Genomic DNA, 13,379 nt, shown 5'->3' with positions numbered 1-13,379 from the left:
TTTCAAGGGTGACCCATGACGTGAAGGAAATTTTCGCGGGTGGCGCGCCCCCGGCCCCGGCCGCCCTCGCGGCCAAGGTCCGCACGCTCGCGCCGTCGATGACCCGCTCCATGCAGCGGGTCGCCGAGGCCGTCGCGGGCGACCCGGCAGGCACCGCCGCCCTCACCGTCACCGGCCTCGCCGAGCTCACCGGCACCAGCGAGGCCACGGTGGTCCGCACCGCCCGCCTGCTCGGCTACCCCGGCTACCGCGATCTGCGCCTCGCCCTCGCCGGACTCGCCGCCCAGCAGCAGTCCGGCCGCGCCCCCGCCGTCACCGCCGACATCGCCGTGGACGACCCCATCGCGGACGTGGTGGCGAAGCTCGCCTACGACGAGCAGCAGACCCTCGCCGACACCGCGGCCGGACTCGACACCGTCCAGCTCGGCGCGGCCGTCAGCGCGCTGGCCGCGGCCCGCCGCGTGGAGGTGTACGGCGTCGCCGCGTCCGGGCTCGTCGCCCAGGACCTCGTACAGAAGCTGCTGCGCATCGGCCAGGTCGCGCACGCGCACTCCGATCCGCACCTGGCCGTCACCAACGCGGTCACGCTCCGCGCCAAGGACGTCGCCATCGCGATCACCCACTCCGGGTCCACCGGTGACGTCATCGAGCCGCTGCGGGTCGCCTTCGAGCACGGGGCGACCACCGTCGCGATCACGGGGCGGCCCGACGGGCTCGTGTCGCAGTACGCCGATCACATACTGACCACGTCCACCGCGCGTGAGAGCGAGTTGCGGCCTGCGGCCATGTCGTCCAGGACCAGTCAGTTGCTGGTCGTGGACTGTCTGTTCGTGGGTGTCGCCCAGCGGACGTACGAAACGGCTGCGCCTGCGCTGGCCGCGTCCTACGAGGCCCTGGCTCACCGGCACAGCCCTCGCGGGGGCGCCGGCAGTCGCTGAGGTCGCGTTCGCCGGGGCGGGCGCCGATCGGCCTGCGGCCTCGTCCTCAACTCCCCCAAGCTCTTAAGGAGCAGGGGGACCCCCACGACGGGCTGGAAACACCTCCCCCGGCCGCGCAGTGGCGCCCGTGCCACCGCACCCCTCGCCCACCATGTCCCCTCTCTCCCCCGAAAGAGCCCTCCCCCATGACCTCCACGCCCACCGGGCCCGCCGCCTACGGCGAACTCCGTGCCCAGTTGGAGACCCTCACCACCGAGGCCTTCCGGCCCGAGCTCTCCGAGATCGACCGGCTGTCCACGGCGGAGATCGCGACGATCATGAACGGCGAGGACGCGTCCGTGCCCGCGGCCGTCGCCGAGCAGGTGCCGCGGATCGCCGCAGCCATCGACGCGACCGCCGAGCGCATGGCCCGCGGCGGACGGCTGATCTACGCGGGCGCGGGCACCGCGGGGCGGCTCGGGGTGCTCGACGCCTCCGAGTGCCCGCCGACGTTCAACACCGACCCGGGCGATGTCGTCGGCCTCATCGCGGGCGGCCCCGCCGCCGTGGTCACCTCGATCGAGGGCGCCGAGGACAGCAAGGACCTGGCCGCCGCGGACCTGGACGCGCTCGGCCTCACCGCCGACGACACCGTGGTCGGCGTGTCCGCGTCCGGCCGCACCCCCTACGCCGTCGGCGCCGTCGAGCACGCCCGTGCCGCCGGCGCCCTCACCGTCGGCCTGTCCTGCAACGCGGGAAGCGCCCTCGCCGCCGCGGCCGAGCACGGCATCGAGGTCGTCGTCGGGCCCGAACTCCTCACCGGATCCACCCGGTTGAAGGCGGGCACGGCCCAGAAGCTCGTCCTCAACATGCTGTCGACGATCACGATGATCCGCCTCGGCAAGACCTACGGGAACCTGATGGTCGACGTGCGGGCCTCCAACGAGAAGCTGCGCGCCCGCTCCCGCCGCATCGTCGCCCTCGCCACCGGCGCCTCCGACGAGGACATCGAGGCGGCCCTCGCGGCCACCGACGGCGAGGTCAAGAACGCCATCCTCACCCTCCTCGGCTCCGTCGACGGCCCCACCGCCGCCCGCCTCCTCGCCGAGTCCGACGGCCACCTCCGCGCCGCGCTCGACAACTCCCGTACGCCATAGGGACCCTTGGGGCTCGGTGGGCGCTCCATTTACGGCGCAAAACACGCCTTCCGGAGCGTAGGGGCCATAAGCAGGATGCCCCTTGACCGTCAGCTGGTGACGCTCAAGGGAGGGGAACGCGCATGCCCGAGCAGAACGCGCCCACCGAAGCCCAGGTACAGGAAGCCCTGCGTGCCGCGCCGCCGATCGTTCTCGCCCCGGGGCCGAGGGAGGCCCCGACCCAGGTCCCGCCCGTGCCGCACGACGTCTGGGAGCTGCCCGGCGGCACCGCCTGGGTGTACCGCGGCGAGGGCAACAGCGCCCTGACCCGGCCCGTGCTCCTCGCCGACGGCTTCAACACGGGGCCGAGCACCCCCGACTTCTCCTGGAACGCGCTGGACTTCACCTCCCCGTTCCCGTTCCTGAGCGAGCTGCGCAGGCGCGGCAGGGACGTCGTCCTGATCGGCTACCACGAGCGCAGCGCGTCGATCCTCGACAACGCGCAGGCCACGATCACCGCCATTCAGCGTGCCGCCGCGGAGCGTGCGGGCGGGCACCCGCTGGTCGTCGGCGGGTTCAGCATGGGCGGGCTCGTCACGCGGTACGCCCTCGCCAAGATGGAGTCCGAACCCGGCGGCCCCGACCACGGGACGCGGCTCTACTTCTCGTACGACAGCCCGCACCGCGGCGCCTGGATCCCCATCGCGCTGCAGGCCTTCGCGCACTACATCCGCAAGCTCGACGCCCGGTTCTCCGACCAGATCAACAGCGCCGCGTCCCGGCAGTTGCTCGCCCAGCACATCGCCGAGTGGCAGGACGCCCCGGCCGTGGACAAGGAACGCGAGGAGTTCCTCGCCGAGTTGGCGCGCGTCGGCAACTGGCCGCGGCAGCCCCGGACCATCGGCGTCGCCAACGGCGTCGGCACGGGCGAGGGCAACGGCATCCGGCCCGGCGTGGACGCCGTCCTCGGCAAGGGCCTCGGCATCGTCGGCACCGACCTCAACACCCAGTCCGCGGGCGACGCCCAGCTCGTGGCCACGCTCCGCGTCCTCACCCTGAAGAAGCCGGAGATCCACACCTCCGGCCTGCCCGAGTTCGACGGCGCGCCCGGCGGCACCCTGGAGGGCTTCGGCATCCTCGCCGACGCCCTCAACAAGATCGCCGGTCTGGGCGTCGACGTGCCGGTCCGCGAGCACTGCTTCGTGCCCGCGGTCAGCGCCGTCGCCATCCGCGACGTCACCAGCCAGGACGACCTCTACTCCGACATCAACGCCCTCGCCCCCGAGGACAGCGAGCTCGACGAGTTCAAGGTCGCCTCCCAGAACGAGCCGCACACCCACATCACCGAGGAGCTGTGCGGCTGGATCCTGGAGCGCCTGCCGTAGCCCGAGGGGCGGGCACCCGCCCGCGGTGGCGGCCGTCGCGGGGCGGCTGCCGCCGCGGGCACCGGCGCACCCGGCCGCGCGGGCCCGGTGCTCAGCCCGTCCATCTCCCCGACAGGAACGTCACCGCGAACAGCGTGCTCAGCGGCGCCAGCACGCACAGCCCCGCGTACGCGCGCCACGGCGCCCTGACGCTCCACCCGGCCAGGCCCGTCCACAGCGGCCACCACAGCAGGGTCGCCCGGGGCACGGACGTGTACCAGTACGAGGTGCCGAGCGCCCACAGGTTCAGGGCGATGTACACCGCCTCCGGCCACCTCCGGCGCCGCAGGAGCCGGCCGAGCAGGGCCGCCCCGACCACCATGGCGACGAGCTCGGCCTGGGACATCAGGGCGTACCCGGTGGAGTAGCGGCCGTCGAACGCCGCGTTCCAGGTGTTGCCCCAGGCCTCCCACGGCGGGTGGAAGGTGCGGTACCAGCCGCGCTCCTGGGCGTGCTTCCAGGCCATCCAGTCGCCGGTGCGGTCGTACAGGTACAGCGTGTACGCGAGGGCGGGCACCGCGGGCAGCGTCAGCCAGGGCAGCCTGCGCCAGTCGCGGCGGCCGTCGCGGGCCAGGAGGAAGTCGACGGCCAGGGCGGCCGCGAGGAAGAGGCCGCTGACGCGGGTCGCCGTGGCGCACGCGGCGAGCGTCGCCGCGAGCGGCCAGCGGCCCGACCGGGCGGCGAGCCAGGCGGGCAGCGCGAAGGCGAGGAAGAGGGACTCGGAGTAGCCCGCGGCGAGGAAGACGGCGCAGGGCGAGAGGAGGACGACGAGGACGGCCCGCCGGGCGACGTCGTCCCCGCCCCCGAGCCGGACCGCCGCCCCCGCACCGCCTCCCCCGCCCTTGCCGGGGCCCGCGCCCTTGCCGGGGCCCGCGCCCTTGCCGGGGCCCGCGCCCCCGAGCCTGGCCACGCGGGCCAGCGCCAGCATCGCGACCGCGCCCGAGACCAGCGAGATCAGCAGCCCGGCCGCCACCCAGTCCGGCACGACGAGCCGCACCGCGCGCAGCACCAGCGGAAACCCGGGGAAGAACGCCTCCTCGTTCTCGAAGCCGTCCGCGTACCCCGGCGCGGGCCCGAAGTAGCCGTACTCCGCTATGTGCCGGAAGTGCGTCCAGTCCCACTGCTCCCACACGGAGAGCGGCCCCGGCGCCTCCTTGGCACGGGAGTTCGCGGGAAACAGCCACCCCACGCAGTACCCGGTGACGAACAGCCCCACCCGCGTGCCCGCGTACACCTGGAGCACGAAGCAGTCGGTGGCGTCGAGCCGCCCCACCAGCCGCCGCAGAGCCGCCCGCGCGCCGCCGGGCCGCCGCCGCTGCTGCCCGCGGACGTCGGGCCGGGGCGGGCGCGGGGAGGGCCGGGTGGCGGTCGTCGCCGGTGCCGCGGGCATGCGTGGTCTCCGTTCGGGCGCGCGGAATCGCCCGGCGGCGCGCGGTGCGCCGCCGGTCGGTGGGTGCTGCGGGAAGGGGTGCCGGTCGTGGGCAGGGCGGGGCGTGCCGGGTTACGGCGTCGAGGGCGGGCTGGTCCGGCCGCCCCGGTACGGGGCCTCGGTCGCGCCCTGGGTGCCGGTGGTCGGGGGCGTGGTGCCCCGGGGGTACGTCGGCGAGTGACTGGGGTCGGCGGCGGAGCTGCCGGCCGTGGGCGGCGTACTGGTGTCGGGGCCCTCGGAGGTCTCGGTCGGCCCTGGCGACGACGAGGACGACGAGGACGCCGAGGATTCGGTGGGGTCGGGCACCGGGTCGCCGGAGGAGGGCGCGGGCCGCGGGTCGCTGGTGTCGGCCGGGGGCACCCGTTCCGCGGAGCCGGCGAGCCCGGCGGCGACCGCGCCGCCCATCCCGCCGCACAGCAGCACGGCGCTGGCCGCGAGCACGGCGAACCTGCGCCGCCGCACCCGCTCGCCGCGGGCCGTGACCAGGGGCGCGGGCGCCGGGTCGGTGCCGCGTTCCGCCGCCGCGGCCAGCTCCCTGAGCGCGTCCGCGAGCGGATCGTCGTGGTGGGCTTCAGTCACCGTGCGCCTCCTGGATACGAGGGTCCTGCAAGCGGTCGGCGAGGGCGGCCCGCCCCCGGGACAGATGCGTCTTGACCGTGCCGGTGGACTGGCCCGTCTCCGCGGCGATCTGCTCCACCGACAGATCGCAGATGTAGTGCAGCGCCACCGTCCTGCGCTGCTGCGGGGACAGCCCCTTCAGCGCTTCGACGAGGACCACGGACCCGGGGTCGGGCGCGGCCTCGGGCGGCGCGCCGCCGTGCCGCTGCCAGGCCTGCTCGCTGCGCCGCCGCCCGTGCCACCGGCGCACGGCGAGCCGCCAGGCCACGGTGCGGATCCACGCCTCGGGCGCGGCCTCCTTCACCAGGCGGCCGCGCCTGCTCCAGGCCTTGACGAACGCCTCCTGCACGACGTCCTGCGCCTCCTGGAGGTCGCCGAGCATCACATACAGCTGGCCGGTGAGCCGTCGGACCGCGTGGGCGTAGAACTCCTCGAACTCCTCAGCGGTCAATGACGTGCTCCCCATCTGGTCGGTACAACCTCTCTAGACCGGCGGGGGCGCGTCCGGTTGACACGGGCCGGGAGATTTTTTCCGGGTGTCTCCCGCGAACGCCCGAGGGCGGCACCCCCTCCAGGAACTGGAAGGAGTGCCGCCCTCGGAACGAGCGGACCGGGTCCGAGCCGTCAGGCTCAGAAGTCCATGTCACCGCCGGGCATGCCGCCCGGAGCGCCCGCCGCGGCGGCCTTCTCCGGCTTGTCGGCGATGACGGCCTCGGTGGTGAGGAACAGCGCGGCGATGGACGCGGCGTTCTGCAGGGCGGAACGCGTGACCTTCGCCGGGTCGATGATGCCCTCGGCGATCATGTCGACGTACTCGCCGGAGGCGGCGTTCAGGCCCTGGCCGACGGCCAGGTTGCGCACCTTCTCCACGACGACGCCGCCCTCGAGGCCGGCGTTGACCGCGATCTGCTTCAGCGGGGCCTCCAGGGCCAGCTTCACAGCGGCGGCACCGGTGGCCTCGTCACCCTCGAGCTCCAGCTTCTCGAAGACGGAGGAGGCCTGCAGCAGGGCCACGCCACCACCGGCGACGATGCCCTCCTCGACGGCCGCCTTCGCGTTGCGCACGGCGTCCTCGATGCGGTGCTTGCGCTCCTTGAGCTCGACCTCGGTCGCGGCACCGGCCTTGATGACCGCAACACCGCCGGCGAGCTTCGCCAGGCGCTCCTGCAGCTTCTCGCGGTCGTAGTCGCTGTCCGAGTTCTCGATCTCGGCGCGGATCTGGTTGACGCGGCCCTGGACCTGGTCGCTCTCACCGGCGCCGTCGACGATGGTCGTCTCGTCCTTGGTGATGACGACCTTGCGGGCGCGGCCGAGCAGGTCGAGACCGGCGTTCTCCAGCTTGAGGCCGACCTCCTCGGAGATGACCGTGCCACCGGTGAGGATGGCGATGTCGCCGAGCATGGCCTTGCGGCGGTCGCCGAAGCCCGGGGCCTTGACGGCGACGGACTTGAAGGTGCCGCGGATCTTGTTGACGACCAGCGTGGACAGGGCCTCGCCCTCGACGTCCTCGGCGATGATCAGCAGCGGCTTGCCCGACTGCATGACCTTCTCCAGGAGCGGAAGGAGGTCCTTCACGTTGGAGATCTTGGAGTTGACGATCAGGATGTACGGGTCGTCGAGCGACGCCTCCATACGCTCCATGTCGGTGGCGAAGTACGCCGAGATGTAGCCCTTGTCGAAGCGCATGCCCTCGGTGAGCTCAAGCTCGAGCCCGAAGGTCTGCGACTCCTCGACGGTGATGACGCCTTCCTTGCCGACCTTGTCCATCGCCTCGGCGATGAGCTCGCCGATCTGGGTGTCGGCGGCGGAGATGGAGGCGGTGGAAGCGATCTGCTCCTTGGTCTCCACGTCCTTGGCCTGCTCGAGCAGGGCGCCGGAGACGGCCTCGACGGCCTTCTCGATGCCGCGCTTGAGGGCCATCGGGTTGGCGCCGGCCGCGACGTTGCGCAGGCCTTCCTTGACGAGCGCCTGGGCGAGGACGGTCGCGGTCGTCGTGCCGTCACCGGCGACGTCGTCCGTCTTCTTCGCGACCTCCTTGACCAGCTCGGCGCCGATCTTCTCGTACGGGTCCTCGAGCTCGATCTCCTTGGCGATGGACACACCATCGTTGGTGATCGTGGGGGCGCCCCACTTCTTCTCGAGGACGACGTTGCGACCCTTGGGGCCCAGGGTCACCTTGACGGCGTCGGCGAGCTGGTTCATGCCGCGCTCGAGGCCGCGCCGTGCCTCCTCGTCGAACGCGATGATCTTGGCCATGTGAAGTGGTCCTCCCGGACGGGGTGGAAACGCAAACGGATCTGGCTGGCGCCCGCGACGGACGGCCTGCTCACCGTGTGGTTCCTTGCCCCACCCGGCCTGCGGACCTCACCGACCCGACCCAAGTTCTGTCACTCTCACTCGTAGAGTGCTAACGCCAATGATTAGCACTCGACCCCCGAGAGTGCAAGGTCGCTTCGAAGAAGCGTCGATGAGGGGCGGTGGTCGGGCGACGGGTGGGGGCAAGGTCGCTTCGAAGAAGCGTCGATGAGGGGCGGTGGCCGGGCGACGGGCCCCCTCGGGCCGGGCGGAACACTCCGATCTTGGAACGACGAAGGGTCCGCACCCCGTTCCCGGGGTGCGGACCCTTCGTCTGCGTCGCGTCGGTGGCCGATCGCGTCAAGCCGCTCAGACGGCGAGCTTGACCATGTCCGCCTGCGGACCCTTCTGGCCCTGCGAGATCTCGAACTCGACTCGCTGACCTTCTTCCAGGGTGCGGTAGCCGTCCATCTGGATCGCGCTGTAGTGGACGAAAACATCCGCACCACCGTCGACCGCGATGAAGCCGTATCCCTTCTCCGCGTTGAACCACTTGACGGTGCCCTGAGCCATGCCTAACTCCCCTATTACTGGCCCTTGCGCAGACCCGCACTTCGCGGACCCGGGTCAGACCTCACCCCCCATGGGTTGGGGGTGTGCGCCGGAACGCGTCGACCGCGGCTGAATGTATCTGTCCAACTGCCCTCTGCAACAGGTCAATCGGACGAGAATTCTGGGCACGCGCTATCGGCGATTTCAGGAGAATTCCACGGAATTCAGGGCAAGTCGGGCCCGACAAATGCCACATAGGGCTCAAATGGGCAGGACACTTTGGCTGCTTCTTGTCGGCTCCGCGGCCGACTTCGAATATGCGCGCGGCACTGCTTGCGCCGAGAGCGGCACTCCATTCCCAACTGTACCGCGCTCAACCATGCAGAATTGCCCCCTCCGCTTCTCTCGCGGAGGGGGCAATACCAGTGACTCTGCGTGCGTCAGCCGCCGGCGACGGCAGGAATGATCGAAACCCCGGCGCCGTCCGGCGTCGCGGTCTCGAGACCCTGCTCGAACCGCACGTCGTCGTCGTTCACGTACACGTTCACGAACCGCCGCAGCTTGCCCTGGTCGTCCAGGACCCGGGCGGCGATACCGGTGTGGTTCTTCTCCAGGTCGGCGATGACCTCACCGAGCGTCGCCCCCTCGGCGGCGACCTCGGCCTGACCACCGGTGTAGGTGCGAAGAATGGTGGGGATGCGGACGTTGACACTCATGGGTTTCACCTCAGGGGTACGGGGAGGATGAGCGCCCCGTCAGGGGCGCCCCCGAAGGGGCGCGGGGAACTGCGCGACCAGCCACAGCGCTCCCGCGGACGAAACAATGCTCCAGGCCCTGCGGCGATCAGCCGGCAAGCCCTGCGGAGCGGAACGCATCAAGACTGGGCTTGATCGTGGCGGTCGCCTGAGACCTCTCGGCGACCGCGTCGAGAGTCTTCAGGCCGTCACCGGTGTTCAGCACCACCGTGGTGCGGGTCGGGTCGATGAGCCCGGCATCCACCAGCTTCTTGGTGACGCCGACCGTCACGCCTCCGGCGGTCTCTGCGAAGATCCCTTCACTCCGAGCGAGCAGCTCGATCGCCTGGACGACCTGCTCGTCGTTCACGTCCTCCACCGCACCCCCCGTACGCCGCGCGATGTCGAGGACGTAGGGCCCGTCGGCCGGGTTGCCGATGGCGAGGGACTTGGCGATGGTGTCCGGCTTCTGCGGCCGGACGACGTCGTGGCCCGCCTTGAACGCGGTGGACACCGGCGAGCAGCCCTCCGCCTGCGCCCCGAAGATCTTGTACGGCTTGTCCTCGACGAGACCGAGCGCGATCAGCTCCTTCAGACCCTTGTCGATCTTCGTGAGCTGGGACCCGGAGGCGATCGGGATCACGAGCTGGTCGGGCAGGACCCACCCCAGCTGCTCGCAGATCTCGTACGCGAGGGTCTTGGAACCCTCGCCGTAGTACGGCCGCAGGTTGACGTTGACGAAGCCCCAGCCCTCGCCCAGCGGGTCGCCGATCAGCTCGGAGCAGAAGCGGTTCACGTCGTCGTAGTTGCCCTCGATGCCGACGAGCTCACCGCCGTACACCGCGGCCATGACGACCTTGCCCTGCTCCAGGTCGTGCGGGATGAACACGCAGGAGCGGAAGCCCGCGCGGGCGGCGGCGGCGCCGACGGCACCGGCCAGGTTGCCCGTGGAGGAGCAGGACAGCGTGGTGAAGCCGAAGGCGCGCGCGGCTTCGAGCGCCTGCGCCACGACGCGGTCCTTGAAGGAGTGCGTGGGGTTGCCCGAGTCGTCCTTGATGAACAACTTGCCCTGCTCGACGCCGAGTTCCGCGGCGAGGTTGTCGGCCTTGACGAGCTTGGTCCAGCCCGGGTTGAGGTTCGGCTTGTCGGCCACGTCGGCGGGGACGGGAAGCAGCGGGGCGTACCGCCAGATGTTCGCGGGGCCGGACTCGATCCGCTTGCGCAGGCCCTCCGGGTCGCCGAGAGGAAGGTCGTAGGCGACTTCGAGGGGGCCGAAACACTCGGCGCAGGCGAAGATGGGGCCCAGGTCGAAGCGGGTTCCGCACTCGCGGCAGGAGAGGCCCGAGGCGGGGCCGAGGTCTACGGTGCCGGAGTCGGCGGAGGTGCCGGAGTCGGCGGGGGAGGTTGCGACAGTCTGCACAGCCATGGAGGCGAGGCCCTTTCTCCTCATCTTCCTCGCGGCGCATCTCGCCACGAGACGGAATTGGCACCTTCCCGAGCCGGGAGCCTCGCGGCGCGCGTACGCGACGATCGAGACCGGCTGGAGGGTTGCCGGGGCTTCAACGGGCCGTATCCCTCTGCCCCTCTGGATGAGCGGTATTCGATTGTGACGCCCGGGACCCCCGACATGCGATGGTCACCGGCGTTGTTCAAGACTGTAACCGAAGCCTTGGACTCTTGAGATAGTCGTCCGATGCGCGAGATGGATCACAACCGGGAGGACGCGCGTGCTGGAAGAGGTCGAGCGCTGGCTCAGCAGGCGTTCCTGGTCCGTCGCCGACCGGGCGCCCGGCGCCCTGACAGCCGCCAAGCGCGCTCTCGGCACCTCGGTGAGCGTGGTGCTGCCCGCCCTCGACGAGGAGGAGACGGTCGGCGGGATCGTCGCCGAGATCCGTCGTGAGCTGATGGAGAAGGTCAAGCTCGTCGACGAGCTCGTGGTGATCGACTCCGGCTCCGCGGACCGCACGGCCGAGGTGGCCGCGGCCGCCGGGGCCCGGGTGGTGCACCGGGACGAGATCCTGCCGAGGCTGCCCGCCGTCCCCGGCAAGGGCGAGGTCCTGTGGCGCTCCCTCCTGGTCACCCGCGGTGACGTCGTGGCGTTCGTGGACGCGGACCTGAAGGAGTTCTCGGCGGACTTCGTCTCCGGCATCGTGGGACCGCTGCTCACGGAGCCGGACGTGCAGTTCGTGAAGGCGATGTACGACCGCCCGATGACGGTGTCCGACGGCCCCGCGGCCGAGGGCCCGGCGTCCGGCGCGACGGCCGGGCAGGGCGGCCGGGTCACCGAACTGATGGCGCGGCCCCTGCTGAACATGCACTGGCCGCAGCTCGCGGGGTTCGTACAGCCGCTCGGCGGCGAGTACGCGGCCCGCAGGTCGCTCCTGGAACGCCTCCCCTTCCCCGTCGGGTACGGCGTGGAGCTCGGCCTGCTCGTCGACGCGCTGCACACCGTCGGCCTGGACGCGCTCGCGCAGGTCGACGTCGGGGTGCGCAGGCACCGGCACCAGGACGGGCAGGCGCTCGGCCGGATGGCGGCGGCGATCTACCGCACCGCGCAGCTGCGGCTCGCCCGCGCCCATCTCGTCCGCCCCGAGCTGACCCAGTTCGTCCGCGGCGAGCACGGCTTCGAACCGCGGACGTACGCGGTGGACACGGAGGAGCGGCCGCCGATGGCGGAGGTCGCGGAGTACGCGGAGCGGCGGGTGGCCTGAGGGTCCGGGCGGGGGCGGCGGGCGAGGTGTATACGGTCCGGTCCCGCCATCCGTCCGCCCACCCGCCGGCCGTACGTTTGAGCGTTTGCGCGAGCGGCTAGGTTTCGGCACATGGCTTCCGAGCAGGTGGGCACAGCCCAGGTCCTCGTCGCGTCCAACCGCGGCCCGGTGACGTACTCCCTCAGTGCCGACGGCACGCTCGACGCCAAGCGCGGCGGCGGCGGGCTCGTCTCCGGGCTCAGCGCCGTCGGCGACGAGGCCGACGCCCTGTGGGTGTGCTCGGCGCTCGGCGACGGCGACCGGGAGGCCGTGCGGCGCGGGGTCGGCGAGCCGGGCGTGCGGATGCTCGACATCGACGCCGCCGTGCACGCCGAGGCGTACAACGGCGTCGCGAACTCCGTGCTGTGGTTCGTGCACCACATGCTGTACCAGACGCCCCTCGAACCAGCCTTCGGGCCGGAGTTCCGCGCCCAGTGGGCCGCGTACGAGACGTACAACCAGGCCTTCGCCGACGCCCTCGCCCGCGAGGCCGCGCCCGGCGCCGCCGTCCTCGTCCAGGACTACCACCTGGCCCTCGTGCCCGGCATGCTCCGCGAACTCCGCCCCGACCTGCGCATCGGGCACTTCTCGCACACGCCCTGGGCGCCCGTCGACTACTTCCGGCTCCTGCCCGACGACATCGCCGAGCAGCTCCTGCGCGGGATGCTCGGCGCGGACCGGCTCGGCTTCCTCACCGGGCGCTGGGCGGACGCCTTCACGGCCTGCTGCGTGGCGGTGCTCGGCGGCACGTCCGGGACCCGGATCGGGGTGCACGGGCTCGGGGCCGACGCGGACTTCCTGCGGGAGCGGGCGGGGCGCCCGGACGTCGAGGAGCGCCTCGCCGCGCTGCGGGAGCAGATCGGGCCCGACCGGAAGGTCATCGTCCGGGTGGACCGGACCGAGCTGTCCAAGAACATCGTGCGCGGGCTGCGCGCCTACGAACAGCTCCTCGCCGAGCGGCCCGAGTGGCGGGAGCGGGTCGTGCACGTCGCCTTCGCCTACCCCTCGCGGCAGGACCTCGACGTCTACCGCGCGTACACCGCGGAGGTGTCGCGGGTCGCCGAGGCCATCAACTCCGCGTACGGCACGGCCGGGTGGACGCCGGTCGTCCTCCACGTCAAGGACGACTTCGCCCGTTCCCTGGCCGCGTACCGGCTCGCCGACGTCGCTCTCGTCAACCCCATCCGGGACGGCATGAACCTCGTCGCCAAGGAGGTTCCCGTCGTCTCCGACGAGGGGTGCGCGCTCGTCCTCTCCCGGGAGGCCGGGGCCTACGAGGAGCTGTCCGAGGACGCGCTCACGGTCAACCCGTACGACGTGTCCGCGACGGCGTCCGCGCTCCACGAGGCCCTCCTGATGCCCCCCGCGGAGCGGGCGGAGCGCACCAAGCGCCTGGCCGCAGCCGCGACCGCCCTCCCCCCGACCCAGTGGTTCCTGGACCAGCTCCACGCCCTGACCCCCGCCTGACCCCCGCCTGCCCCCCGCCACGGGCTCCTGGCCGCCCGCGGCTCCCGTGTCCGCCCA

At 72.0% G+C, this 13,379-nt stretch carries 12 protein-coding genes and 1 riboswitch; of the genes, 5 read left to right on the top strand and 7 right to left on the bottom strand.

The annotated features are described in order from the left end of the window. Positions 1-8: 8 nt before the first annotated feature. From QUY26_RS21885 to QUY26_RS21875, 3 genes are all read left to right on the top strand, one after another. Positions 9-938 carry a MurR/RpiR family transcriptional regulator gene (locus QUY26_RS21885; RefSeq protein ID WP_289949263.1) on the top strand — a complete coding sequence of 310 codons (930 nt, stop codon included), beginning with the start codon at positions 9-11 and terminating at the stop codon, positions 936-938. Positions 939-1,123: 185 nt separating this feature from the next. After that, positions 1,124-2,074: an N-acetylmuramic acid 6-phosphate etherase gene (murQ, locus tag QUY26_RS21880; protein ID WP_289949261.1), complete on the top strand. Its 951-nt coding sequence runs from the start codon at positions 1,124-1,126 to the stop codon at positions 2,072-2,074. A gap of 122 nt (positions 2,075-2,196) precedes the next feature. Continuing rightward, positions 2,197-3,438 (top strand): esterase/lipase family protein, encoded by a 1,242-nt coding sequence (locus QUY26_RS21875; protein WP_289949259.1) that lies wholly within the window; start codon positions 2,197-2,199, stop codon positions 3,436-3,438. Positions 3,439-3,529: 91 nt separating this feature from the next. Here QUY26_RS21875 and QUY26_RS21870 read toward each other — a convergent pair whose 3' ends face one another. The 7 genes from QUY26_RS21870 to thrC all read right to left on the bottom strand — a co-directional run bounded on the left by QUY26_RS21870 (position 3,530) and on the right by thrC (position 10,555). After that, entirely contained in the window at positions 3,530-4,867 is a 1,338-nt protein-coding gene (locus QUY26_RS21870; RefSeq protein WP_289949257.1) for a mannosyltransferase family protein, read from the bottom strand. 111 nt (positions 4,868-4,978) lie between these two features. Beyond that, positions 4,979-5,485 (bottom strand): hypothetical protein, encoded by a 507-nt coding sequence (locus QUY26_RS21865; RefSeq protein WP_289949255.1) that lies wholly within the window; start codon positions 5,483-5,485, stop codon positions 4,979-4,981. Further along, positions 5,478-5,975 carry a SigE family RNA polymerase sigma factor gene (locus QUY26_RS21860; RefSeq protein ID WP_289949253.1) on the bottom strand — a complete coding sequence of 166 codons (498 nt, stop codon included), beginning with the start codon at positions 5,973-5,975 and terminating at the stop codon, positions 5,478-5,480. The genes QUY26_RS21865 and QUY26_RS21860 overlap by 8 nt, the downstream gene beginning before the upstream one ends. Before the next feature lie 179 nt (positions 5,976-6,154). Further along, positions 6,155-7,780, bottom strand: a complete 1,626-nt coding sequence (groL, locus tag QUY26_RS21855) for a chaperonin GroEL (RefSeq protein WP_016643490.1) — start codon at positions 7,778-7,780, stop codon at positions 6,155-6,157. A 408-nt stretch (positions 7,781-8,188) separates the two neighbouring features. Next, the gene (locus QUY26_RS21850) at positions 8,189-8,392 is read right to left on the bottom strand and encodes a cold-shock protein (RefSeq protein ID WP_005315736.1); all 204 of its coding nucleotides are present in this window, start codon (positions 8,390-8,392) and stop codon (positions 8,189-8,191) included. A gap of 419 nt (positions 8,393-8,811) precedes the next feature. Continuing rightward, a complete protein-coding gene (locus QUY26_RS21845) occupies positions 8,812-9,087 on the bottom strand; it encodes a ubiquitin-like small modifier protein 1 (RefSeq protein WP_128432056.1) in 276 nt (91 codons plus the stop codon). A gap of 127 nt (positions 9,088-9,214) precedes the next feature. Next, complete coding sequence (gene thrC / locus QUY26_RS21840) at positions 9,215-10,555, bottom strand: threonine synthase (protein WP_289949218.1); 1,341 nt, start codon at positions 10,553-10,555, stop codon at positions 9,215-9,217. After that, a riboswitch (SAM riboswitch) is annotated at positions 10,549-10,701 on the bottom strand. (Overlaps the previous gene by 7 nt.) A 131-nt stretch (positions 10,702-10,832) precedes the next feature. Between thrC and QUY26_RS21835 the strand changes: the two genes are divergently transcribed. Both QUY26_RS21835 and QUY26_RS21830 read left to right on the top strand, forming a co-directional pair. Next, the gene (locus QUY26_RS21835) at positions 10,833-11,816 is read left to right on the top strand and encodes a glucosyl-3-phosphoglycerate synthase (RefSeq protein ID WP_289949217.1); all 984 of its coding nucleotides are present in this window, start codon (positions 10,833-10,835) and stop codon (positions 11,814-11,816) included. A 111-nt stretch (positions 11,817-11,927) separates the two neighbouring features. Further along, positions 11,928-13,322 carry an alpha,alpha-trehalose-phosphate synthase (UDP-forming) gene (locus QUY26_RS21830; RefSeq protein WP_289949216.1) on the top strand — a complete coding sequence of 465 codons (1,395 nt, stop codon included), beginning with the start codon at positions 11,928-11,930 and terminating at the stop codon, positions 13,320-13,322. Positions 13,323-13,379: the final 57 nt, after the last annotated feature.

The sequence above is a fragment of the Streptomyces flavofungini genome, from assembly GCF_030388665.1.
Lineage (GTDB): Bacteria > Actinomycetota > Actinomycetes > Streptomycetales > Streptomycetaceae > Streptomyces > Streptomyces flavofungini_A.
Note: the sequence above shows the minus strand (reverse complement) of the source record. Positions and strands in the feature narration are given on the sequence as shown.

Coding starts and splice junctions, on each gene's coding strand:
- murQ (WP_289949261.1), top strand. CDS start 1,124: ATGACCTCCACGCCCACCGGGCCCGCCGCCTACGGCGAACTCCGTGCC.
- QUY26_RS21875 (WP_289949259.1), top strand. CDS start 2,197: ATGCCCGAGCAGAACGCGCCCACCGAAGCCCAGGTACAGGAAGCCCTG.
- QUY26_RS21870 (WP_289949257.1), bottom strand. CDS start 4,867: ATGCCCGCGGCACCGGCGACGACCGCCACCCGGCCCTCCCCGCGCCCG.
- groL (WP_016643490.1), bottom strand. CDS start 7,780: ATGGCCAAGATCATCGCGTTCGACGAGGAGGCACGGCGCGGCCTCGAG.
- QUY26_RS21850 (WP_005315736.1), bottom strand. CDS start 8,392: ATGGCTCAGGGCACCGTCAAGTGGTTCAACGCGGAGAAGGGATACGGC.
- QUY26_RS21845 (WP_128432056.1), bottom strand. CDS start 9,087: ATGAGTGTCAACGTCCGCATCCCCACCATTCTTCGCACCTACACCGGT.
- thrC (WP_289949218.1), bottom strand. CDS start 10,555: ATGAGGAGAAAGGGCCTCGCCTCCATGGCTGTGCAGACTGTCGCAACC.
- QUY26_RS21830 (WP_289949216.1), top strand. CDS start 11,928: ATGGCTTCCGAGCAGGTGGGCACAGCCCAGGTCCTCGTCGCGTCCAAC.